General features: G+C 44.8%; 23 protein-coding genes and 1 tRNA gene. 11 read left to right on the top strand and 13 right to left on the bottom strand.

The genetic code is table 11. The features are described 5' to 3' along the window. The first annotated feature begins 34 nt into the window (after positions 1 to 34). The 6 genes from V7O66_RS11640 (at position 35) to V7O66_RS11615 (ending at position 6,689) form a co-directional block, all read left to right on the top strand. Entirely contained in the window at positions 35 to 277 is a 243-nt protein-coding gene (locus V7O66_RS11640; RefSeq protein ID WP_406660483.1) for a sodium:proton antiporter, read from the top strand. A gap of 9 nt (positions 278 to 286) precedes the next feature. Beyond that, entirely contained in the window at positions 287 to 2,197 is a 1,911-nt protein-coding gene (locus V7O66_RS11635) for a molybdopterin biosynthesis protein (RefSeq protein WP_406660482.1), read from the top strand. Positions 2,198 to 2,258: 61 nt separating this feature from the next. Further along, positions 2,259 to 3,350, top strand: a complete 1,092-nt coding sequence (locus V7O66_RS11630) for an OBG GTPase family GTP-binding protein (protein ID WP_406660481.1) — start codon at positions 2,259 to 2,261, stop codon at positions 3,348 to 3,350. A gap of 59 nt (positions 3,351 to 3,409) precedes the next feature. Then, positions 3,410 to 3,482, top strand: a tRNA-Gln gene (locus tag V7O66_RS11625). A 239-nt stretch (positions 3,483 to 3,721) separates the two neighbouring features. Beyond that, positions 3,722 to 5,998: a CDC48 family AAA ATPase gene (locus V7O66_RS11620; RefSeq protein WP_406660480.1), complete on the top strand. Its 2,277-nt coding sequence runs from the start codon at positions 3,722 to 3,724 to the stop codon at positions 5,996 to 5,998. Between the two features lie 331 nt (positions 5,999 to 6,329). Further along, entirely contained in the window at positions 6,330 to 6,689 is a 360-nt protein-coding gene (locus V7O66_RS11615; RefSeq protein WP_406660479.1) for a carboxymuconolactone decarboxylase family protein, read from the top strand. A 50-nt stretch (positions 6,690 to 6,739) separates the two neighbouring features. On the opposite strand, the gene V7O66_RS11610 is transcribed toward V7O66_RS11615, so the two are convergent. After that, a complete protein-coding gene (locus V7O66_RS11610) occupies positions 6,740 to 6,991 on the bottom strand; it encodes a DUF1294 domain-containing protein (RefSeq protein WP_406660478.1) in 252 nt (83 codons plus the stop codon). A gap of 136 nt (positions 6,992 to 7,127) precedes the next feature. Here V7O66_RS11610 and V7O66_RS11605 point away from each other — a divergent pair, with 136 nt between their 5' ends. After that, on the top strand, positions 7,128 to 7,511 hold the full coding sequence (locus V7O66_RS11605; protein ID WP_406660477.1) for a hypothetical protein: 384 nt from the start codon (positions 7,128 to 7,130) through the stop codon (positions 7,509 to 7,511). A 64-nt stretch (positions 7,512 to 7,575) separates the two neighbouring features. Here V7O66_RS11605 and msrB read toward each other — a convergent pair whose 3' ends face one another. Beyond that, positions 7,576 to 7,974, bottom strand: coding sequence for a peptide-methionine (R)-S-oxide reductase MsrB (msrB, locus tag V7O66_RS11600; protein WP_406660476.1), 399 nt, complete (start codon positions 7,972 to 7,974; stop codon positions 7,576 to 7,578). 246 nt (positions 7,975 to 8,220) lie between these two features. On the opposite strand from msrB, the gene V7O66_RS11595 reads away from it, so the two are divergent. The 3 genes from V7O66_RS11595 to gpmI all read left to right on the top strand — a co-directional run bounded on the left by V7O66_RS11595 (position 8,221) and on the right by gpmI (position 11,667). Continuing rightward, positions 8,221 to 8,550: a hypothetical protein gene (locus V7O66_RS11595; RefSeq protein ID WP_406660475.1), complete on the top strand. Its 330-nt coding sequence runs from the start codon at positions 8,221 to 8,223 to the stop codon at positions 8,548 to 8,550. 132 nt (positions 8,551 to 8,682) lie between these two features. After that, positions 8,683 to 10,062: an MATE family efflux transporter gene (locus V7O66_RS11590; protein WP_406660474.1), complete on the top strand. Its 1,380-nt coding sequence runs from the start codon at positions 8,683 to 8,685 to the stop codon at positions 10,060 to 10,062. Positions 10,063 to 10,122: 60 nt separating this feature from the next. Beyond that, the gene (gene gpmI, locus V7O66_RS11585) at positions 10,123 to 11,667 is read left to right on the top strand and encodes a 2,3-bisphosphoglycerate-independent phosphoglycerate mutase (protein WP_406660473.1); all 1,545 of its coding nucleotides are present in this window, start codon (positions 10,123 to 10,125) and stop codon (positions 11,665 to 11,667) included. 8 nt (positions 11,668 to 11,675) lie between these two features. Here the strand turns inward: gpmI and fen are convergent, their stop codons facing one another. The 3 genes from fen to V7O66_RS11570 form a co-directional block, all read right to left on the bottom strand. Next, positions 11,676 to 12,692, bottom strand: a complete 1,017-nt coding sequence (gene fen, locus V7O66_RS11580) for a flap endonuclease-1 (RefSeq protein WP_406660472.1) — start codon at positions 12,690 to 12,692, stop codon at positions 11,676 to 11,678. A 24-nt stretch (positions 12,693 to 12,716) separates the two neighbouring features. Further along, complete coding sequence (locus tag V7O66_RS11575; RefSeq protein ID WP_406660471.1) at positions 12,717 to 13,031, bottom strand: hypothetical protein; 315 nt, start codon at positions 13,029 to 13,031, stop codon at positions 12,717 to 12,719. Between the two features lie 117 nt (positions 13,032 to 13,148). Next, the gene (locus V7O66_RS11570) at positions 13,149 to 13,472 is read right to left on the bottom strand and encodes a hypothetical protein (protein ID WP_406660470.1); all 324 of its coding nucleotides are present in this window, start codon (positions 13,470 to 13,472) and stop codon (positions 13,149 to 13,151) included. A 149-nt stretch (positions 13,473 to 13,621) separates the two neighbouring features. Here V7O66_RS11570 and V7O66_RS11565 point away from each other — a divergent pair, with 149 nt between their 5' ends. Beyond that, positions 13,622 to 14,545 carry a presenilin family intramembrane aspartyl protease PSH gene (locus V7O66_RS11565; RefSeq protein ID WP_406660469.1) on the top strand — a complete coding sequence of 308 codons (924 nt, stop codon included), beginning with the start codon at positions 13,622 to 13,624 and terminating at the stop codon, positions 14,543 to 14,545. 27 nt (positions 14,546 to 14,572) lie between these two features. Here V7O66_RS11565 and V7O66_RS11560 read toward each other — a convergent pair whose 3' ends face one another. From V7O66_RS11560 to atwA, 8 genes are read right to left on the bottom strand one after another with little or no spacing between them, the layout of a single operon-like run. Next, positions 14,573 to 15,040 (bottom strand): carboxymuconolactone decarboxylase family protein, encoded by a 468-nt coding sequence (locus tag V7O66_RS11560; RefSeq protein ID WP_406660468.1) that lies wholly within the window; start codon positions 15,038 to 15,040, stop codon positions 14,573 to 14,575. Between the two features lie 35 nt (positions 15,041 to 15,075). Further along, positions 15,076 to 16,011, bottom strand: a complete 936-nt coding sequence (locus V7O66_RS11555; RefSeq protein WP_406660467.1) for a methanogenesis marker 7 protein — start codon at positions 16,009 to 16,011, stop codon at positions 15,076 to 15,078. After that, positions 16,011 to 16,607, bottom strand: a complete 597-nt coding sequence (locus tag V7O66_RS11550; protein ID WP_406660466.1) for a methanogenesis marker 17 protein — start codon at positions 16,605 to 16,607, stop codon at positions 16,011 to 16,013. The genes V7O66_RS11555 and V7O66_RS11550 overlap by 1 nt, the downstream gene beginning before the upstream one ends. 5 nt (positions 16,608 to 16,612) lie before the next feature. Next, positions 16,613 to 17,854 (bottom strand): methanogenesis marker 15 protein, encoded by a 1,242-nt coding sequence (locus tag V7O66_RS11545; RefSeq protein WP_406660465.1) that lies wholly within the window; start codon positions 17,852 to 17,854, stop codon positions 16,613 to 16,615. Next, entirely contained in the window at positions 17,851 to 18,306 is a 456-nt protein-coding gene (locus tag V7O66_RS11540) for a methanogenesis marker 5 protein (protein WP_406660464.1), read from the bottom strand. The genes V7O66_RS11545 and V7O66_RS11540 overlap by 4 nt, the downstream gene beginning before the upstream one ends. A gap of 9 nt (positions 18,307 to 18,315) precedes the next feature. Further along, a complete protein-coding gene (locus V7O66_RS11535) occupies positions 18,316 to 18,750 on the bottom strand; it encodes a methanogenesis marker 6 protein (protein WP_406660463.1) in 435 nt (144 codons plus the stop codon). Beyond that, entirely contained in the window at positions 18,750 to 20,279 is a 1,530-nt protein-coding gene (locus tag V7O66_RS11530) for a methanogenesis marker 3 protein (protein ID WP_406662645.1), read from the bottom strand. Before V7O66_RS11530 ends, V7O66_RS11535 begins: the two co-directional genes overlap by 1 nt. A 55-nt stretch (positions 20,280 to 20,334) precedes the next feature. Continuing rightward, positions 20,335 to 21,951: a methyl coenzyme M reductase system, component A2 gene (gene atwA, locus V7O66_RS11525; protein WP_406660462.1), complete on the bottom strand. Its 1,617-nt coding sequence runs from the start codon at positions 21,949 to 21,951 to the stop codon at positions 20,335 to 20,337. Between the last annotated feature and the right edge of the window lie 78 nt (positions 21,952 to 22,029).

Raw genomic sequence — 22,029 nt, 5'->3', positions numbered from 1 at the left:
TAATAGATAGTATCTGCCTTGCTGAGGTAAAAGAATGGATAGCGAAAAAATCAAAGTATTAATGCAGAATGTGAAATACCTGAACGATTCGATAATGGCAATATTGCTTCTTATGCCCGTGACTCTTGTTATCGTCTTTGAAGCTCTGGACTCCACTCCGAATTTAAAGATACTTTCTCTGGCTACATGGGCAATATATCTCATGGGATTGTGGTATGTCGCTTCAAGGGTTTTCAAACTCAACAAAACGCTTATAGTATATCTTGACGATAACTAAGCGACCATAATGGAACGCAAGGAATTCAGAGAGCTCACTTCTGTAGAAGATGCCAGAAAATTGGTAAGGAACATAATTATCCAACCTAGTACCATAGTTTTACCTATCGAACGGTCCACAGGACATATCACGGCAGATGATCTTTTTTCCGGGGTTGATGTGCCTGCTTTTAACCGCTCCATTAAAGACGGATATGCCATACGTGCAAAGGACAGCTATCAGGCAAGTGAACCCGAGCCGGTAAGGACCACAAAGATAGGATCCATACCCGCCGGATGTGCGGACCGGTTTTTTGTTAATGATGAAGAAGCAATAGAGATATCCACAGGTGCACCTATCCCCGATGGATCTGACGCGGTGATCATGGTGGAGCAGACCAGTCAGGAAGGAGATACTGTGTTGATGTACCAGCCGGTCTACATCGGTGAGAACATCATGAAAGCCGGTTCCGACATCATGAAAGGGGAGCGCGTGCTCAGGAAGAACACACGCATAGGCTCAAGGGAGATAGGCGTGCTTGCATCCATAGGTATGCAGGAAGTACCTGTCAAGGAACTACTGGTAGGCATCCTCTCAACAGGTGACGAACTGATAGAACCCGGAAAAGAGCTTAACATTGGCAAGATATTCGATGCCAACTCCTATGCCATCGCAGCAGCCATCGAGGAATGTGGCGGCGTTCCAAAGATATACGGCATAATCCCGGATAATGAGAAACTAATGGAAGATGCCCTGAACCGGGCAATTGAAGAGTGCCACATAGTCCTTACATCCGGCAGTACGTCCGCTGGTGTCGGGGATATCATGTACAAGATAATCGAAGCTAAGGGAGAAACTCTCACCCACGGAATTGCCATCAAGCCCGGAAAACCCGTTGTAATAGGAATGATAGACGGTGTTCCCACCATAGGTTTGCCAGGAAATCCCACATCAGCCCTTAGCATATTCAACGAATTCGTTGCACCCATAATATACAACTCCCTGGGTATTGCACCATCCTTTAAGACAAAGGTCACAGCATTAATGGGAACAGGGATACGCTCAGGCGGACGTGAAGAACTCTTCCCTGTAGGAGTGGTACGCGGGAAGGCATACCCAGCAGACAAGACATCAGGGGCTATCACAACCCTTTCAGATGCCGATGGTATCATGGAGATAGGTGCAGAGACTGAATACATAGAAGCTGGTGCGCCGGTAGAGGTCACCATGTTTGGTAATGTCAGAAGCCCCGACCTCATGTTTGTCGGCGGACAGTGCCCGGGAATGGACTTGCTGGAGGACATCACAGGACTTGTGTTCAGGACATTAAACATGGGTTCCAGTTCTGGTTTTACTGCAATTTCCGCAGGGACCACAGACATTGCGGCCGTGAACATGCCTGATGCAGAGGGAGAGTACAACCTGCCCATAATCAAAAAAATGAACCTGCAGGATATTGTGCTGATCAAAGGCTACAAGCGAGATGTTGGACTGATATTCCGTTCAGATACCAATGTGTCCAGTATGGATGATATCACAGACCTGCGCATGATAAACAGGAACAGAGGTTCAGGAACAAGAGCCCTGCTGGACAGGGAACTTGAGTCACTTGCACAGAAGCAGGGAATTTCCAGAAAGGAACTGGTGAAGAGCATAGAGGGATATAAGTCAGGCTCAAAGACACACCGCTCAGTATGTGATTCAGTGAAAAGCAAAAAGGCAGACCTTGGTTTTGGACTCCGCGTTGCAGCCGAGGAAGCAGGACTTGGTTTTCTGCCAGTTACTGAGGATGAGTTTGACTTTATGATAAGGAAGGAATTAATGGAGATTGATGAGATACAGGTATTTCTTAAGGCTCTGAGATCTGATGAGTTTGCAGACAGGCTTCCCAGTGGTATCAGGACCTATGAGAGAACAGGTGAAATTATATCACCCTTTTAAAGCCACTTAAATAAGTGTAAATGGAAAATCTTTTTTTATATTGACGTTATGGTAGGTGCAAATGAGCATACACGAGGATATACAGGCAGTCGAGGACGAGATAAAGAAAACGCCTTACAATAAGGCGACATCTCACCACATAGGTAAGCTGAAAGCAAAACTTGCAAGACTGCGTGAGGAAGCTATTAAAAAAGCCACAAGCAAATCTGGCGGAGATGGATACTCGGTCAGGAAGTCCGGCGACGCCACCGTATCGCTGGTAGGTTTCCCTTCTGTCGGTAAATCCACACTTCTCAACAAGATAACTGGAGCAAATTCTGAGGTCGGCGCATATGAATTTACGACCCTGGATGTGATTCCTGGTGTGCTGGAATACAATAACGCAACCATCCAGATACTCGATGTGCCCGGACTTGTGAAAGGTGCAGCCAGTGGCAGAGGGCGTGGGAAAGAAGTCATTGCCGTGGTGAGGAACTGCGACCTTGTACTTTTCATACTGGATGTTTTCCAGAACTATCACCACCAGGTACTGACACAGGAACTCTACGATGCTGGAATCCGCCTCAACCAGTCCCCTCCCGACGTCACTATCAAAAGACAGGACAGAGGAGGAGTTATCATCAGCAGTACGGTGGTACAGGAGATGTCTGATGACCTCATCAAGGCAATTCTCAATGAATACAAGATCCACAACGCACACATACTCCTGAGAGAGGAGATCAATGTGGACCAGCTCATCGATGCGGTGATGGGAAACCGCGTATACATACCTGCTGTGGAAATAATAAACAAGGTAGACATGGCAGACGAGTACGTGCTGAAAAAATGCAAGCAAGAATTCCCCAACTCCACATACATCTCCGCAGACAAAGAACAAAATCTGGAAGCTGTGAAGGATGTAATTTACGATTCACTTAATTTCATTCGTATCTTCATGAAACCTCAGGGCGAGGCTGCAGACCTTGAGGAACCCATGATCGTCAGGACCGGCACCACCGTAGGAGATATATGCGACCATCTGCACCGTGATTTCAGAAGGAAGTTCAGGTACTCACAGATATGGGGCGACTCCGCCAAGCACCCCGGCCAGCGTGCAGGTCTGGAACATGTCCTCAAAGACGGAGACATCCTGACTCTGATCATTGCAAAATGAAATACTCATTTTTGCATAAGAAATAAGTATGATTATGCATTTATTCTGCTAATCATTATAGTCCCGTAGGGTAGTGGTCAATCCTTCCGGCCTTTGGAGCCGAAGACGCTGGTTCGAATCCGGCCGGGACTATCTTTATTTTTTGATTCATATGATATTGATTCCTGAGTGATACCTAGCTCTTTTTCGATTTTCTCGACCCTTGAGAGGAGGACAGTGTTTTCCCAAATATTTAATATGGTGAAACTCAAACCATTATATGGGAGATTTTAAATTTCAGTCCAATGAGCGATCATGTAAATCACTTGTTCTATTGGAAATTCTGTTAAGTGATACGATACTAATAATCTGAATAGGGAGAGGGTTAGTTTATGGCAGATGAGGAAACTGGTGAATATATCAAGCTCAAGGTTGCGGAGGCAGAGCAGAAAGATGTGGGAAGAGGCATAGTCAGAATCGATAAAACGTTCTGGGAAAAACTTGGGCTTAAAGAGGCGGATGTGATTCAGATCACAGGAAACAGAACTACTTCTGCACTGGTAGCACCTGCTTATCCCTCTGATGCAGGCCTTGACATCATACGCATGGACGGACTCATAAGGACAAATGCTAAAACAAGTATTGGAGACTATGTTGAAGTGATCAAGGCTGAATGGAAAGAAGCAAAACACGTGACCTTATCACCCATGAACAAAGGCGTGAGGATAACAGCCCCTGGTGAGGTCCTCCGCTCTGTATTACAGAACAGGACTGTTTCCAAGGAGGACTTCATATCCACAACAAGCATGCAACAACCAAAGAATTATGGCACTGGGCTTATGTTAGAGGACATATTCTCAGATATCTTCAGCCCATCTTTTGGACTGGGGGAGATCAAGCTCCAGGTGGTCTCAACCTCCCCTTCCGGCATAGTCAAGATAACTGATCTCACCGAGATAGAGCTCCTCCCCGAAGCTGTAGAGATACCACCTGAGCAGGCCATCCCAACAGTGATGTATGAGGATCTGGGAGGTATCAAGCCTGCCATTACCAAGATAAGGGAAATGATAGAACTGCCACTTAAGCACCCTGAGCTGTTCGACAGGCTTGGTATCGATGCCCCCAAAGGTGTGCTTCTTCATGGACCCCCGGGAACTGGAAAGACAATGCTGGCAAGGGCTGTTGCTAATGAATCAGATGCCTACTTCACGTCTGTGAACGGCCCTGAGATCATGTCAAAGTTCTATGGAGAATCCGAACAGCACCTGCGTCAGATATTCGATGACGCTGAGAAGAACTCACCCGCAATAATCTTCCTTGATGAGATCGACTCGATCGCCCCAAAAAGGGCAGAGGTCACTGGAGAGGTAGAGCGAAGGGTAGTATCCCAGCTGCTTTCACTGATGGACGGTCTCAAGGAAAGGAAGAATGTCATTGTCATAGGTGCCACAAATCGTCCTGATGCCCTGGATCTGGCTCTAAGGCGCCCAGGAAGGTTTGATAGGGAAATAGAGTTGAGAGTACCGGACACAGAAGGAAGGCTGGAGATTCTTCAGATACACACCCGCGGTATGCCGCTGGAAGAGAACTTCAAACTTGGGGAGCTGGCAAACATAACGTATGGTTTTGTGGGTGCAGATATTGCGGCACTTTGCCGGGAAGCTGCAATGAGCTCACTGAGAAAGATACTTCCTGAGATCGATCTGAAAGCCCCCCAGATACCCAAGGAGATCATCGATAAGCTGCAGGTTACCAGAAAGGACTTTGAGGAAGCACTCAAAGTAGTACAACCATCTGCCATGCGAGAGATAATGATCGAGATCCCAAACGTTTCATGGGTGGATGTGGGAGGACTCGAGCAGGTCAAATGCCTGTTGAAAGAAGCAGTTGAGTGGCCCCTAACATATCCGGAATCATTCCGCAGAATAGGAGCAGAACCCCCAAAGGGGGTATTGATCTATGGACCCCCTGGCACTGGTAAGACCTTATTGGCAAAAGCCATTGCACATGAATCAAACGTGAATTTCATTTCTGCCAAGGGTAGCGACCTGCTTTCAAAATGGTATGGAGAATCTGAGAAACGGATAGCTGAGGTCTTCACAAGAGCCCGGCAGGTTGCACCTGCGATCATCTTCCTTGATGAACTGGATGCACTTGCACCCCTGAGGGGGTCGGCTGTTGGCGAACCACAGGTAACTGAACGTATAGTCAACCAATTGCTTTCGGAAATGGACGGACTTGAAGAACTAAGAGGTATCGTGGTGATAGGTGCCACCAACCGTCCTGACATCATTGATCCAGCCCTGATGAGACCCGGACGTTTCGATGAACTGATACTCGTCCCGATTCCTGATGCACAGACAAGGTTAAAGATATTCGAAGTACACACCAAGAAGATGGTACTTGCAGAAGATGTGGATCTGAGCGAACTTGTAAACAATACTGACAGGTTCACAGGTGCCGACATTGCAGCGGTCTGTAAAAAGGCTGGTAGATTGACTCTCCATGAGAACATCAAAGCTGAAAAGGTTTACATGAAGCATTTTCTGAAATCCCTGCAGGAAACAGGACCATCTGTGACGCCTGATACAATGAAATATTACGAAGCACTTAGCGGGAAACTGAGAACAAAGCAATCAAAAGAGATAGAAGGTCCTGCTTACGCATGATAGGACTTTCTTTTTCCATTAATACGCGATAAATAGAACATCAATGCCGTTTTCACCGCCGAATCAAAACTACTATATTTTTATAGTTTCACGGCGTGAACAGTGTTAGAGGTGTGTGCTTCATTCTCAAATATACCAAACCAACTAACCAACCAACTTATTAATCACACACCTCATACCAACCAATCAAATACCTTAACCTTAGCTCTTTTACAATATTGTTTTTCCCTGACACCCAAGCCATGGCTTTGAATTGTCCTATATAACTCTGCACCAGAAGCAGTGTGAAGAAAATGTTAAATCCCTTCCTGTTAGAATATATCTGATTACTATGACAGAAGAAATACAGGACGCTAAAGATGTGAAGGGATTACAGCCAAAGTCCATTCGTTACGCAAAAAAGATAGATGACGACTTTGCAGCAGGATTAGCAGGATTCTACAGTGCGGTTTGGGCAGATAGAGAGAACGGGATCTCAAAGAAGCAAAAGCATCTGCTTGTGTTTGCCATAGCTTGCTCCAACCAGAAGACAAAGAGTGCAGTAAAGATACTTCAGAAACTGAAGAAATTTGATGCAACAGCCGAGGAGATCAAAGATGCTATGATGATAGCAGCATGGACAGGCGGCATCCAGAACTTTACCGATTTTACACCTGTAATACTTGAGGAAATGGAAAAGCTGGGATTCTGATCCCGGCCCCCTATCCTAAAACTATACTATCAGGGAAAGTACATAGTCCCCTAAAAGGTATGCCTGTACCACAAATATAGGGGCATACCAACCCGAAATGACATGTGTCGGGTCTTGTGGCGGAAAAATTGCATCCCTGCAATGGAACCCACACTTCCACCGGCAATGGCCCATGCAAAAAGTGTCTTTTCAGGGATCCTGTATTTTTTATTAATAGCTTTTTTCTTATCAATACCCATGACTGAAAAGGCAATGACATTCACTGCCAGAAGATAAGCTACAAAGACCAATAAAATATCCATGGTGTTCTATTCGTCAACTGTTTTTAAAGGGTTTTGCATCAAAGGATACTCTTTTGGAAAAATGTAAGCATTTATTAATTAGAGAATAATAATTAAAGCATACATAGAAAATTTACAATCGTATAAAGGTGGTACTATGGATAAAAGATGGATATTCTTAATTTTAATAATTGCAGGGATAATGGTTTGCGGGTGTGCAGAGAAAACTGCTGACACGGTAGAAAGTATCGAAGAAGAAACAGACACTGCACCTGCCATAACAGGAGAGGAATATGGCATAAGGATGGAATGGTATGGAGTAATGAAACCTTCAGAGCTTGAGATCAATGAAGGGGATGTCATTGTATGGAGAAACTACAAGGAAACAGGTTTCTACAACCTCATCAGTGATGACGAGCTTTTTGAGGAACAGGAAATGAAATTCGGAACCATGTTTAATCATACATTCCAAAAAAGCGGCACATATACATTCAGTGTGAAGGACAAGCCAGAAATGGTTTTGACAGTAAATGTCATGTAAATGATTTTGAGGCTTCTTCAAGCCTCACTTTTATCAACTATTTTCAGTAGATCTGAATCCTTTTTTATTTCTCTTTCTTGAAATCCAAGGAAATGGAATTCATACAGAACCTTTCACCTGTAGGCGCAGGGCCATCATCAAAGACATGACCAAGGTGGCTGCCACATCTGCTGCAAAGGATCTCTGTCCTCTTCATACCATGACTACTGTCATCCTTACGGACAACACGTCCCTCCTGGATTGCCTTTGTGAAGCTCGGCCAGCCGGACCCCGAATCAAATTTCGAATCCGAACCGAACAATTCCTGGCCACATGCCGCGCACAAATAAGTACCATCTTCTTTATTCTCGTAATACTTTCCAGTAAAAGGAGCCTCTGTTCCTTTTTGCCTTAGAACGATGAACTGATCCTTTGTAAGAGTCTCTTTCCACTCATCCTCTGTTCTTTCGATTTTATCCGTCACATAAACACCCCTTTGAGATATGTTCTCCCGCAAGCCGATAAAGGCCATAAGATATGATTTTTCATCCTCATTTATAATTGATTGAACCTTGCATAAATAAATAGCGAATTTATCACTTTGCGATAATATGAAAAATATAAATGAAGATGACACAAATTTTAATATTGCAAAAGAGACAAAGTAAATACTGGGATTAGTGTTCAGATATTATAGTTCTATTTCGGGTAAACTTTCAGGGGTGGAAATATGCCAGAATGGATTGCATACTATCAGGAAAACAGGGAGAATGCGTTGAGTAGCATTGGGAATATGGCACTTTCTTCAAGCTACCAGAAAGAATTGTCATTGTGGGTTAACAGGTATCTTGACCCCATAGGACTGTTCAGGACCATTAACGCCAAGAGAGAAGAAGCAACGGACCCGTTTGAGAGGATCAGACTTCAAGCAGAAAGGGATCTGGAATTTACCATACTTCTTGCAAACAAAAAGGATAGGAGCGGCAGCAACATATTGCTCCTTGAGAGTAATCTTTTGCTGCTCTTCAACCTGATGCTCGCACATATGAAGAACTCATAGAGCCGTCGTCTGCCAGTGAAACTTAGCAGATATTAATCTAGAGTACACTTAGCTCTGCTTAAGAAAAGGCTAAATAGATTCATTTAGTTTACTAGATATCTTGTTTTTCCACCATGAGAGAGGACACGATAATTGCATGAGCGGAGTCGACTACTGGCCGATGAAAGTATCGGAAAACTACTTTTCAAATTATCAGCGCCCGCCACCATCGGAATGCTAGTTCAGGCTCTTTACAATCTTGTGGACACTATTTTTGTGGGACATGCACTGGGAGAGAACAGCATACAGGGAATTGCAGGAATTGCGGTATCATTCCCAATAATGATGATCGTAATGGCAATAGCTCTTGCAATTGGCATCGGTGCATCGTCCATAATATCCCGCAGCCTTGGTGAAAATAATCTGAATAAAGCAGAGACCACCATGGGCAATGTCCTGTCACTGATATTGATATCGAGCACTATCATCACCTTATTAGGAAGTATTTTCATAGTACCGATCCTGAAGAGCTTTGGTACCACTGAAACCATCATGCCCTATGCCACGGACTATCTGAGTATAATCATCTACGGCTCCTTCTTTTTCATCTTCGCCATGGCAATGAACAATATTGTAAGGTCCGAAGGGAACGCAAAGGTAGCCATGTATGCAATGATAGTTTCGGCAGGGTTGAATATCATACTGGACCCCATATTCATCTTTGGTTTTGATATGGGAGTAAAAGGCGCAGCTATTGCCACGGTACTGGCACAGGCGGTTGGAACCCTCTATCTTATGTATTATTTCATCAGCGGGAAGAGTATGTTGCAGGTCCATGCAAAACATCTCAAACTGAAGAAAGATATAGTCACTGAAACACTGGCTATCGGACTTGGACCGTTCTCGCGAAATGCATCCAGCAGCCTGATGATAATAGTACTGAACAACGTACTTGCAATATACGGAGGAGACCTTTCAATTGCTATATTCGGAATCGTGAACAGGCTGTTCATGTTTGCATTCATGCCCATGTTTGGCATCATCCAGGGACTCCAGCCAATTGTAGGTTACAATTACGGCGCCAGAAACTATGACAGGGTGAAACAGTCCATCAAACTCTCGATAATCATAACCACCGCAATGTCCACCCTTGGTTTTCTTCTGCTGTTCATATTTCCGGAGCAGCTTTTCAGTATTTTCAGCACTGACCAGCAACTCATCAGTTCAGGTCGCGATGCCACCCGCATAATGGTAATGGCAGTACCTCTTGTTGGATTCCAGATAGTCGGAGCATCACTTTACCAGGCTATTGGAAAAGCCAGACCTTCGTTCATTCTTTCGATGAGCAGACAGCTTCTGTTCCTGATACCTTTTGTACTTATACTCCCACATTTTTTTGACCTATGGGGTGTATGGATAGCGTTCCCGCTTTCAGACAGCCTTTCATTCCTGGTGACCCTCATAATGGTATTGAAGGAATTCAAGATCCTCAACCGCATGGAAAAGGCGAGCTTAGCCCCTGATCCTATCTGAATGCTGTGCCCAGGTCAGAAAAACAACGCATTTATGAATCATCAGGACAATTTTGCTTCCATGTCTCAAGTCAAACGACCTTTACTACTCATGATACTTGACGGGTGGGGCCATACCCAGGAAACAGAAGGAAATGCAGTACTGGCTGCCCACACTCCTGTGCTCGACACACTTGCAGCAGAATACCCATGTTGCCTTTTGGAAGCTTCTGGCGAAGCTGTGGGCCTTCCTGAAGGACAGATGGGGAACTCCGAAGTTGGACACCTCAATATCGGAGCAGGCAGAGTAGTGTATCAGGACCTCACCAGGATCAACAAGGTGATAAGGGACGGTTCATTCTCAGAAAACAAGGCGATATTGGAAGCCATTGAGAATGTAAAGAAGAATAAATCCGATCTTCACCTTATGGGACTCTTTTCCTATGGAGGCGTGCACAGCCATATGGACCATATGAGAGCCATCATCGAGCTTGCAAAGAAGAAGGGAATTGAAAACGTATTCATCCACACTTTCCTTGACGGCAGGGATGTGCCACCCCAGGCTGCGCTTAAAGATATGGAAGAACACGAAGAATACTGTCGCAGTACAGGTATTGCAAAGACAGCATCGGTCTCAGGAAGATATTATGCCATGGACAGGGACAGGCGCTGGGAAAGAACAGAACTTGCATATGATGCACTTACATCCGGCACAGGCATTTTTGCAGAAAATGCCGTATCTGCCGTAAGCCAGAGTTATGCAAAGGGTGAGAATGACGAATTCGTCAGACCCACGGTGATACTGGATGAGAATGGCAAAGCTGTGGGAAATGTGAAAGACGGAGATTCTGTGATCTTTTTCAATTTCAGACCTGACAGGGCACGCCAGCTTACCTATGCTTTTGTAAGTGATGATTTTGATGGCTTTGAAAGAAAGGTTCGTCCTGATGTGTACTACGTTTGCATGACAGAATATGATGAAACACTGCATGCACCCATTGCATTTCCAGCTGAATCAATAGAGAACACACTTGGAGAGGTATTGAGCAAAAACAAGCTCAAACAACTTCGCATAGCTGAGACCGAGAAATATGCGCATGTTACCTTCTTTTTCAATGGTGGTGTCGAGCACCGGAATGAAGGAGAAGAGAGGTGTCTTGTACCCTCGCCAAAAGTTGCTACCTATGACCTTAAACCGGAAATGAGCGCATACGAAGTCACCGATGAGCTTGTCGAAAAGATAAGGTCAGGAAAATATGATGTGATCATATTGAACTTTGCCAATATGGATATGGTAGGTCATACAGGAATATTTGAAGCGACCATAAAAGCTGTTGGAACTGTTGACGAATGTGTGGGTAGGACCATTGAGACCATCATAGGGGAGAATGGAGCAGCCATCATAACAGCGGACCACGGCAATGCCGAGAAGATCGTGGATTACAGTACAGGCATAGCACATACTGCACATACATCCAATACGGTAAAAGCGATCCTTGTAAACGCAGGAGATGGGATCGGCCTGAAGAAAGGAAGACTCTCCGACATTGCACCCACAATGCTTGAAATATTGGGAATTGAGCAACCTGAAGAGATGACAGGCACTTCACTTTTGCAAAGGGAATAAGGACTTTATCAGAACCACTGGTCAAGCGTCTTCTGGCCACTTCCCGAAGATGCTTTCAGGCGTTCTATCGCCTTTGATACCCTGTCGCGGGAGAAATCGTGCTCATCACACAGAAAAGCCAGGATAGCCTCTTTATCAGGCTTTTCCCACTTAAGCTCATAATCATCGGTAACCGGCGGATCTTTAAAAAATGACTTGATGCTATCCAGTTTGGCAATTTCCCGGCCTTCAGCCTTCAGGAGTTGCTCTATGCTTCCATGCTCCTTTATGAGCTTCAAGGCTTTTTTAGGACCTATACCCTCAAGACCTTCATCATAATCAGTCCCCACGCAAATAGCGATATCAATGAGCTGGTCATGACTTATTTCAAGTTCATCAAGTGTTTCCTGAAGAGTGATGAGTTCGGGCTTCACATCCACATATATGTTCTTGTTAGGAAGCTTTCGTTTGCCTGATACTGCGAGATTCCTTACAACCATTGGAGCTGCGAAAAGCAGGGAATCATAATCCTGTGAACCAATATAATCCGCATCTCCCTTACTTACCATGTAAGAAGCCTGTGCCTCGCCTTCCGATGGGGCGTCAACAAACGGGATACCCATTGCAAAAAGCAGCCTCTTTGAGCTGGAAACTATTTCGGCATCAACCTTTGAAGAAGCCTGAGCATATTTGTACGCCTCCTCAGCCAGGCCCTGCTCTTTAGCCTCTGCCCATTTAGTGCGTGCATTATCACGAGTCTCCGTACGCTTTTCAATAGTGGAAGATTTCAAGTCAGGTGGTTTCCCATCAAAGACAAAAACAGGTTTTATCCCGGATTCTATGAGATTTGTGATCCTGTAAAGTATCCCGGAAAGATGGGATGTTACGTTACCATTGGAATCCTTTAAGGGAGTACCATCCCTTTGTCGAATAATACTCAAAAACTGGTAAAGCGTATTATAGGCGTCTATTGCAATTACCCTGTACGATAATTCGGATAATTCAAGGGGCTTTCTCCTGAGAAGATCACCAATATCAGTACCCATAGCACAACCTGTAATCAGAAAAGATCATATGTCCTTTGTCGAAGAATCCTTGATGTCCAGCCTGACATCAATAACCGAATCATCAACAGCGTCTATTTTTCCCACTTTTAGAATGTTTCCTACCCTGTCAATTAAATTAGTTTTTGTAACCTGTACCTGATGAATATCATTAGAGTCCTTACTTTTGTGGACAATTAAAACATCATGCTCCGTATTCTCGTTCATACCTAATTTTGACATCATGTTCTTCACAAGTTGTTCAAAATCAGAGTAGATCAGGATCTCAGAACATTTCCCGGCTTTTTTTATAATACCTATCGGTTCCAGATTAATGCGCATATACGCACCTCAATTATTAGAATGAAAAGTATTGATTGTTCTAGTAGGTATTATCATATTAATATGGTTTTCGGACATGAGATATGCCCTTAAAAACAGAATGAAGTCAGAAAAACCTCATCTGTAACGGGTTCTGTCAATTGAATCTGCAACATCGTCAACCCTTGTAAGAACCTCATTGATCCTTCCATCAAGATTGGATTCAACGCTCTGAACACTTATCCTCAAAGAGCGTTCCTTTGCATCAAGCATGCTGTCCATTTTCCTAAGACGCATATCCAAAGAAAGGATCATAGCAGCCAGGGCACCGACCATAACCATGGCAGAAAGGATTATCAAGGCATTAGCAGGACTGGATTTGAATCTTCCAAGCCATTCATATGTTAGTACAAAAGAAGATACTACCATTACAATTGAGAATATCACGTCTCTGATTTCCATTCTTGTTCCCTCATTATTTATGTAGCTTTTTTGCTATTTATATTATTTAACTTTATTTTATTGAGAACTGGAATACTGTTAAATACAGGATTAACATCTAATATATTTGCATACTTTATATAAATACTATATATCCACGAGGGGTGGCAGTGAGTACGGAAAATTCAAGTTTGAAAGAGTATATGCCCATGATCGTAATGGCGGGCATTATTGTATTGGTACAGATTGCAGCTCTGCTTATGGCGGCGCCAATGAATGCTAACGATATGAGAGCATTCGAAGACCCCGACTCTGCGGCTAACAGCGTATTTTATATCATAGTCATTCTGGTATTTACCGGTCTGCTTTTGCTGGCTATTAAGAAGAACATGCAATGGATCATACAGCTTACCATATTACTTGCTGTAGGCTCCACCATGTACTACGTGTTCTATGCATTGCTATCACTTGCAGATATCTCGATAACTACAAACAATGCAATATCAGGCATAGTTGCAGCAGCACTTACGATCCTGCTCTATAAGTTCCCTGAATGGTACGTCATCGACACCATCGGGCTTATCATAGGCGCAGGAGCCAGTGCTATCTTTGGCATATCACTCTCGATACTGCCAGTCATCCTGCTTCTGGCACTGCTGGCAGTATATGACGCGATCTCTGTTTATAAGACAAAACACATGATCGATCTTGCAGAAGGAGTCATGGACCTGCGCTTACCAATACTTTTTGTAATACCCAAACACCTGAGATACTCGTTCATAGAAGACTCCTTCAACAAGGATGAGGACAAGGAGAAGGAAGCATTCTTCATGGGCCTGGGAGATGCCATTATGCCAACAATACTGGTTATATCAGCAAACGTATTCCTGGTGCAAAAGTATGACCTGGAACTGATAGGCGGATTCATCACCTATCCTGCACTTGGAGCAATGATAGGTACTCTCGTAGGGTTCTTTGCACTTAGCGTACTGGTCATGAAAGGAAAGCCACAGGCAGGCCTGCCTTTCCTGAACAGCGGAGTGATCCTTGGATATGTAGTAGCTGTCCTCATAGCAGGGACACCTTTCTACTAAATTAATCAAAAAAAAAAAGAATTAACTCTATTCGGGGATATCTGGGTTTATGTTGCAGATGGTGCAATTATCATCACCACTGCAAGACATACCCTCAACAATGCCATTTAATTCAGAATCAAGAGAACGTGTACCTTCTGCAAGCACTGCTGCATTGGATATGGTAGATGCTATGAGGATGGCATCGAACATTTCTTCCTTTGAAACACCGATCCTCTGCCCAACTCTTATGTGGGCCTTCAGACAGTGCTCACAGCGCAATGCTGATGCTACGGCTATGCCTATGAGTTCAACGGTCTTGGGATCCATATTCCTGAACTCACGCATGATGGTATTCTCATATATCATCCGGGAAACGAACAGCTCAGGCATATCTTTCATGAAATTTACAATATAAGGAACTTCTCCATACCGTTCTTTTACGATCTCCATGAGATCATCCACAGCCTCATCCGGTTCCTTATCAAGGATTTCCCTCATTTTTTCAAATTCCATAAATACACCCTGGAAATATTATAGCTAACTACGTATTATACAGCAAATCCAACCTCTGACTCACGTTTAATCTTTATCAATATATAATTTTTCATTTTAGACGGAGTGATACTTGCGATTTCCGAGAGTTTCAGGCCTTCATCGAATTCAAGGTTCCCGATCCGTTCATGGAAATCATCATATGGTAGTTTTACTCTCAAACCATCCAGTTGAAGGGTTATGGGAGCTGGAGTAAGTATATCCCATATTTCAGGGATCTGCTCGTGTATCTCCTTCATGACCCTTGGCGGGAGAACTGCAAGCTGGTCCTTGGAAAGATCCCTGCGCATATTCTCAATTACCTCACCAACCTTCTCGTTCATTACATCCAGTGCACTTATTTCGTTGGATTTGCGCAGACGGTGAGCCACCCTTCCTACATTGCCCACATATACATCCGCACCTGGCACCTCCTCAGTCTCAAGCTCAGGCCCACCGGTAACAATGATAGGTATTTCAATGCCCTCGAAAAGTTTGGGTTTCTTATTAATGATACAATCCCTGAATGTACCAAATGAGAATACCGCCACATCATGTTCATTGATAAGCTTCCTCTCGTAATCAGCAGACAGGGAAACCCTTCTCCCCATACCTCTGGCAAGACCTATCATATTCGTATTAGCACCATCCCTGCGCAGGTGCTCGGCAACATCACATGCTGAATGAGGCAGATGATGGGATGCGAGGGTAGGGGACACAACAGCTATTTCGGTACTTGTTAGCGGTGCCTTTGTGAGCCCCCCAAGCAGTTTCTTGCCAAGTTCCTCAATAAGATGAACATCATCCTTTGGAATAAGCATGATAAGTGTGACCTCTGTTGCTGCAGGCACCTTCTGTATAAGGTAACCTCCGAGGTCTTCAAGAAGTTCTGTGATGAGAGTATGCTTGTGAATTCCGCCTTCATAAATATAGGGTTCAAGCACTGCAGCCATTATTTCTCCTCCTGCAATTCATCAAGGATCTTATGCGCTTCAGAGATCCATTCAGGTTTTAACGTATCCTCACTTGCTACAAAGACAAAAGAGTGCTCGGCCATGGAATGATAACGAACCCTGAATCCCTCAGGAGTCGCTCTGATGGCCATCTCCACAAGTCTTGACTGCAGAGTACGCTTTGGATCAGCTATTACCATCTCTTTAAGGGAAATTGCCTCTTCCGTGGCGGCATCAGTCTTGATTATAAGGGTTTTTCTCTCAGGTTGCCGGATATTTCCGCGTCCGTACCTTGCCCATAGTTTTTCAAGAAGTTCAGGAAGATATTTCTCCTCATTTATGGAAATCGCGACTTCCTTCTTCAGAGAAGAACCTGAATCCACATCCGCAATATCCGACATTTTCACCAGAGGCTGTGACGCCCTTAATACTATTGCCATCTGAAAGAGGGAATCCTCAGGCGTAACAATAACCTTTATCCTACCGATAGCACCTCCGAGGACAAGCTCAGAGATCACATCGGAAACTATGCTTTTGTAAGTCTGGGCTTCTGAAAGAATTGGAGATTCTACGACGAATGTCTCAAGAGCTTCCATGAGAACTACTCCTCCAGATATCCCGATGCAAGCAGAGCACTTCCCACTGCACCTATCAGATGAGAGTTAGGAGGTACAATTACCTCTATGCTGAGCAGTTCACTGAGTGCCTTTGGCACACCCTCAATAAGGGATGAGCCACCTACAAGGATGAGAGGTTCTTTCACATCCACTTCCTGTAATTGCTGCTCATATATCTGCTCCACAACACTGTGGCATGCTGCAGCTGCAACATCTTCAGGGGTTGAACCCTTGGCAAGGGAGTTTACCAGTGATTGGATACCGAAAACAATACAGTAGCTGTTCATGTCAACCTTGTCCTGCATACCCTTAACAGCAAGCGCACCGAGTTCTGTGATATCAACACCAAGCCTCTTGGAAGTCATATCAAGAAAACGTCCGGATGCTCCTGCGCAGATACCACCCATGGTGAACATACCCGGAATCCCATCCTCGACCGATATGGCCTTGTTATCCATACCACCAATATCAATGACAGTTGCAGAGCCTTTTTGTGCATTGGCAAGATAGACCGCACCCTTGGAATTCACAGTTATCTCTTCCTGCACAAGCTGTGCATCGAAGTGCTCACCGACAAGGAAACGTCCATAGCCAGTGGTCCCAATTGCCTGAATGTCCTCAACCTTGACACCGGCCTCTTCAAGAGCCTTATTGTAGGCTTCTGTTGCACTGTCAATAACCTTGATAGTGGGTACCCAGCCTGAACCTATGATCTTGTCGTCCCTCATAACCACGGCTTTTGTGGTGGTGGAACCCGAGTCAATTCCTGCTGTCAGGCCACTCTGATGTTCCCTTGCAAGCAGATGCCTGCGCCTTGCTATGGTTGTAAGTGCCTCCATACGGGTCAGCAACGTAGCGGCTGTTGTACGCTCTGTGAAAGAATAGCTGATAACAGGAATATCCGAATGCTTGTGAATGTAACGTCTGACCTCGTTCCTGACAATAGCTGCTTCTGCACACCTGAAACATGATGTGATGAAAACACCATCAACGTTTGTGATACCCTCGACCACAGACCTTGCACGCGCCATCATGAGACGCAGGTCCGGGCTTGCAGCCTCGATACCAAAATCCTTCCCTATGGTATCAAGGATATTAATATCAACTTCAGGGAATACTAGCTTGGCATTCACGCTGCTGGCAACTGATTCCAGTTCCCCGTGAACACCTGCATATTCCGAACCACATGAGACCAATGCAACCTTTACAACTGATTCTTCCTTCATGCTTCAGTCTCCCCTTCGGACAATGATTTCAGAAACTCTGCGATCTTGTACACGAACTCCTGCCCCTCATCCTCTGATTTCGGGAATTCCAGCTCAAGCAGAGGAATACCAGTATCCCGTATCAGGAACTTGGTCAGTTCGTTGGTACGGGCACAGCCCATGCAACCGAAAGCCAGCGGAGATTCACTTACAATGATACCGGCATCTGCCTCATCGATCATGGGACCTATTAGAGCCATTCGACCCCTGACCCCTGCAGGAACCTCTATAGCTGCGTATTTTAAACCGTTTTTCGGCTCCTCCGCCGTGATGTTCAAGGGAGGTGAATCAACACTGACAGTTGTGACCTTTTCCTTGATCTTTTCCATCATTGCAAGGGGATTATGCCCGAATCTTTCAACCAGATCAGAAAGTATCAGGCTGTTTGTGGGGTAAATGATAACTTTTGCCATTGTAATGCCTCATAAGGTGGATTCAATTATGTCCTTCAGTTGATCGACGTCCATTTTCTTCTTATGCTTAACTTCTTTGAGAGAGACGTTCTTATCGTAATTATCAAGAGCTTTTCCAATTATAGGAAGCATCCCAGCCTCCTCCTGCATAAAATAATAACCAGGGCGTGCGCCACCTCCCCGGCTTGCACGGCAGCGTCTGTCATCTCCCGGCGGAAAACCTCTTTCCTTTACGAAAATATGATTCTTATCGAGTGCGACAACCTCTTTCACGACTTTGTTGACAGCACTTCTGGGACCTGTGACCATTGTACCAAAACAGGTTTCCTTGATAACTATACCTGTTTCGGATTCATATATCTTCAAGGCAGCATCAATTGGCAGGACACTGTCTGAACCCAGGACAACGAGTTTGGTGATAACATCATCTTCATTGTCCGGCATTATTCATCCTCCCTGCTGCGCTCAATTATATACATGATATCTCCATCCTTGAATTTTTCCAGTTTATTGATATCAATTATTCGTCCAATGATATTAGTGTTGGCGAGCCTCTCACCGGTCGGTCCGAACATATCATCGTCAGAAGTCTTTATGCCCACCATTCCTGCCCTCTTGGCAGCCTGGTTCGTAACACCGATCTCTCCGGCGAGAACCTTTTTCTCCGGCGAGTTCTCAGGGAATATCTCCTTATACTTTTCAGCTTCTTTTTCAGCTTTGAAGATATAGGTGTTCTCGTAGGTCATTAGAACAGGCAACGAGCCTACAGGTTTGTATTGCAGGTCTGTGGCATGTCTGAAGAAATCAAGCGTCTTAGGAGAAAGATCATCATAAAGTTCAATGTCTACAAGGAGATCTGGATCCACACCTGTGACACTAACCTTAGCAGCACCTAAGATCTCGATGGTTGTCTCTGGAGTCTGTTTGATGATGTAAGCATCATCCCCGGTATATCCATCCCTTACAAACTGAACGCCAATGGCAGTCATTTTTGCCTCAGCCTCGACATTGCTCATTCCAAGGAGCATGACCGGGTCAGGAACGGAACGGACCATTAATTTCTGGCCGCTTTCAGCCATTTTCACAAGTTCTATACCCTGTACGACATGCCCGATAACCGAGTGCATGATAGTGGAATTACGGTCATCGGTGGAGATGAACAATTTACCTGCACCATAGCCAACGGTCCTTACAAAAACAGCACCTTTGGACCGTGACTCGAAATTCTCATATCGCACAAGTTCTCCCTGGAACCTGTGATCGGAAATAAATGAACTTGAAACAAAATCAACATTAAAAGTACCGTCACGTGTAACGGCAAACAGATGCTCTGCCCCCTCAGGAGCTGCAGGATCCACCTCTATATTAATATAAGTGAAAACTTTGGAGCCATCTTTCAACTTTGTGGAAAGGTCCGTAGTACAGATACGTTCACCAATCTCCTCCCACTCGACCACAGGCTCAATACCAAGTATCCTGTCACTCTTATCAAGATCCAAAAGGACATGCTTCCCGCTTATGATCCTTGCAAAAGTACCTTCCCCGGGTGCACCGTACTCTGAGCTATGCCTGTTCTTTGTGAAGATCAGATGCGTTTTTGCCGAATCTCCCCCACCGGCTGCGAACATGATCTCGAACCTTTTAAAGTCCATGGAACCACGTTGCTGAACCATATCCGACCCAAATGGACCAAAAGCTACTGCATCCCTGCTTGTCCAGCGCACAGGAATATCCTTGTAATCTTCAAAATGGGAAAGCCATCTTTTTCTGGAAGAGGAGGGATCCTCATGGAGTTCTATCCTGAACTCACCTTTTGAGGTCTTGACAATGTACTCTGCAGAATCCTGTTCTTTCTCACCCTCTTCTTCAATGAGTATTCCAATGGCTGTTCCTTTTTTATGTGGGGCGTCTGACACCCTGATCGCGTCCTCGAGGCTTGACCCTTCTGGCAACTTTAACTCATGTCCATTAATCTCTACCGTTATTTCAGCACCCGTGTCAAACGCCTCCTATACTATAACGAAAATATCACGGCTCTGCAGCCGCTTCCATACGTTCTTTTTCTGTAAGCTGGGAAAGAACAGTTTCGGGCTCACCGACAGCCACAACCTTACCAAATCTCATGAGAGCCACACGATCGCATATCTCTTCGAGGAAATCCATGTCATGTGAAACTATAACGAAAGTGTCACCCATCTTTTCACGTGCTTCAAGGATTGATTTTGTAACTTCCTTTTTAGTGATAGGGTCCATGGTACCTGTGGGCTCATCCATAATGACGATATTAGGTTCTTTCATCAATATCTGTGCCAGAGCTACCCTATGCCTTTCACCTTCACTAATCTCATCTGACATCTTTGATAATATAGATTTTGCTTTTTCTTCGGCAAACCCGGTTGAAACCAGAGTTTTGACAGCCTTTCTGACTGCCAGTTCATAAGGAAGATCTATACCTATGGATTCAGTCAGATTATCAATGATTGTCCTGTGATTGTACAGGCCATACTCCTGATGAAGGATACCCATGTATTTTACAGCACGTCCCCTGCATTCAGGACCCGGCTTCTTCATATCGACCCATTCTTCGCCGACCCTTACCTGAACCTCGCCGCTGGTTGGCTGTACGATTCCCATAAGGACTTCCGATGTCGTGGTCTTACCGGCACCGCTGGTACCTGCGAGTCCGAATATCTCTCCTTCCATTACATCAAATGAGACATCATTGACCGCATAGATCACACCCCTGCTTACTGAGATGTATTTTTTGACAAGGTTCTCCACCTTGATAAGAGGCTCGCCTACAACAACATCGCATTTTTTCTCAATTGTGCAGACACGCTGCATGAATTTCTCGGCCATTTCCGAGGGAGAACCCTCACTGACTATTGCACCATCTTCCAGAATGATGGCTTTGTCTGCAAGGTCCTCTATTACCTCAGACCAGTGGGAAGTAATGATCATTGTCATGCTGTAATCTTTAACAGCCTTTGCAATAACCTCGTGAACCACATCTGCAGTCCTTGGATCAAGAGTACCTGTTGGCTCATCAGCAATAAGCAGCATTGGATTCCTGACAAGCTGACGGGCAAGTACAACCCTCTGCTTCTCACCACCACTGAGATCACGGGCTATATGCATCATGCGATGGGAAAGTTCCACCTGTTCAATTAGTTCCACTGCCCGTTCTACAGCAAGCTCGTTATTCATACCGATCTCTGTGAGAGAATTAACTACATTCGTGATCACAGGGTCGTCACCGTAAAGAGCGAAAGTGCGCTGAAGCATGATGGCAATGCGCCTGGTGATATCTCTTCTTTTAGCATCATGCAGAGCGATACTTGCAAAGTCCACATCAAGAGGCTGAAGAATCTCCCCATCACAATCAGAGCATTCCTGCCCTGCTTTGCTTGGAGGCTGGACCTGGCCACATTTCTCACAGCGTGAAATGTGATAAATAACCTGTCCGCTTATGCTCTCATACTCTTCAACACCACGTAGAACGTGCATCAATACCGTCTTTCCTGAGCCGCTCTTTCCTAAGATACCCAGGACCTCTCCTTCGTTGATAGTCAGGTTTATGTTCTTCAAGACTTTTACACCGTCAAATTCAAGTGTAAGGTCTTTGACCTCGATGAATACTGCCATTTAGATTCCTCCACTATTAGTATGAGAGTTCCTGAACTTCGTAGTCTATATACACCCAACCCAAATTACTTAATGGTT

Origin of the sequence: Methanolobus sp. ZRKC3 (assembly GCF_045291275.1) — an archaeon.
Taxonomy (GTDB): Archaea; Halobacteriota; Methanosarcinia; order Methanosarcinales; family Methanosarcinaceae; genus Methanolobus.
Note: the sequence above shows the minus strand (reverse complement) of the source record. Positions and strands in the feature narration are given on the sequence as shown.

What these genes read in the sequence shown, in the direction of transcription:
- V7O66_RS11640 (WP_406660483.1), top strand. Translation starts at nt 35, where the DNA reads ATGGATAGCGAAAAAATCAAAGTATTAATGCAGAATGTGAAATACCTG.
- V7O66_RS11635 (WP_406660482.1), top strand. Translation starts at nt 287, where the DNA reads ATGGAACGCAAGGAATTCAGAGAGCTCACTTCTGTAGAAGATGCCAGA.
- V7O66_RS11630 (WP_406660481.1), top strand. Translation starts at nt 2,259, where the DNA reads ATGAGCATACACGAGGATATACAGGCAGTCGAGGACGAGATAAAGAAA.
- V7O66_RS11620 (WP_406660480.1), top strand. Translation starts at nt 3,722, where the DNA reads ATGGCAGATGAGGAAACTGGTGAATATATCAAGCTCAAGGTTGCGGAG.
- V7O66_RS11615 (WP_406660479.1), top strand. Translation starts at nt 6,330, where the DNA reads ATGACAGAAGAAATACAGGACGCTAAAGATGTGAAGGGATTACAGCCA.
- V7O66_RS11610 (WP_406660478.1), bottom strand. Translation starts at nt 6,991, where the DNA reads ATGGATATTTTATTGGTCTTTGTAGCTTATCTTCTGGCAGTGAATGTC.
- V7O66_RS11605 (WP_406660477.1), top strand. Translation starts at nt 7,128, where the DNA reads ATGGATAAAAGATGGATATTCTTAATTTTAATAATTGCAGGGATAATG.
- V7O66_RS11595 (WP_406660475.1), top strand. Translation starts at nt 8,221, where the DNA reads ATGCCAGAATGGATTGCATACTATCAGGAAAACAGGGAGAATGCGTTG.
- gpmI (WP_406660473.1), top strand. Translation starts at nt 10,123, where the DNA reads ATGTCTCAAGTCAAACGACCTTTACTACTCATGATACTTGACGGGTGG.
- fen (WP_406660472.1), bottom strand. Translation starts at nt 12,692, where the DNA reads ATGGGTACTGATATTGGTGATCTTCTCAGGAGAAAGCCCCTTGAATTA.
- V7O66_RS11575 (WP_406660471.1), bottom strand. Translation starts at nt 13,031, where the DNA reads ATGCGCATTAATCTGGAACCGATAGGTATTATAAAAAAAGCCGGGAAA.
- V7O66_RS11570 (WP_406660470.1), bottom strand. Translation starts at nt 13,472, where the DNA reads ATGGAAATCAGAGACGTGATATTCTCAATTGTAATGGTAGTATCTTCT.
- V7O66_RS11560 (WP_406660468.1), bottom strand. Translation starts at nt 15,040, where the DNA reads ATGGAATTTGAAAAAATGAGGGAAATCCTTGATAAGGAACCGGATGAG.
- V7O66_RS11555 (WP_406660467.1), bottom strand. Translation starts at nt 16,011, where the DNA reads ATGGCTGCAGTGCTTGAACCCTATATTTATGAAGGCGGAATTCACAAG.
- V7O66_RS11550 (WP_406660466.1), bottom strand. Translation starts at nt 16,607, where the DNA reads ATGGAAGCTCTTGAGACATTCGTCGTAGAATCTCCAATTCTTTCAGAA.
- V7O66_RS11545 (WP_406660465.1), bottom strand. Translation starts at nt 17,854, where the DNA reads ATGAAGGAAGAATCAGTTGTAAAGGTTGCATTGGTCTCATGTGGTTCG.
- V7O66_RS11540 (WP_406660464.1), bottom strand. Translation starts at nt 18,306, where the DNA reads ATGGCAAAAGTTATCATTTACCCCACAAACAGCCTGATACTTTCTGAT.
- V7O66_RS11535 (WP_406660463.1), bottom strand. Translation starts at nt 18,750, where the DNA reads ATGCCGGACAATGAAGATGATGTTATCACCAAACTCGTTGTCCTGGGT.
- atwA (WP_406660462.1), bottom strand. Translation starts at nt 21,951, where the DNA reads ATGGCAGTATTCATCGAGGTCAAAGACCTTACACTTGAATTTGACGGT.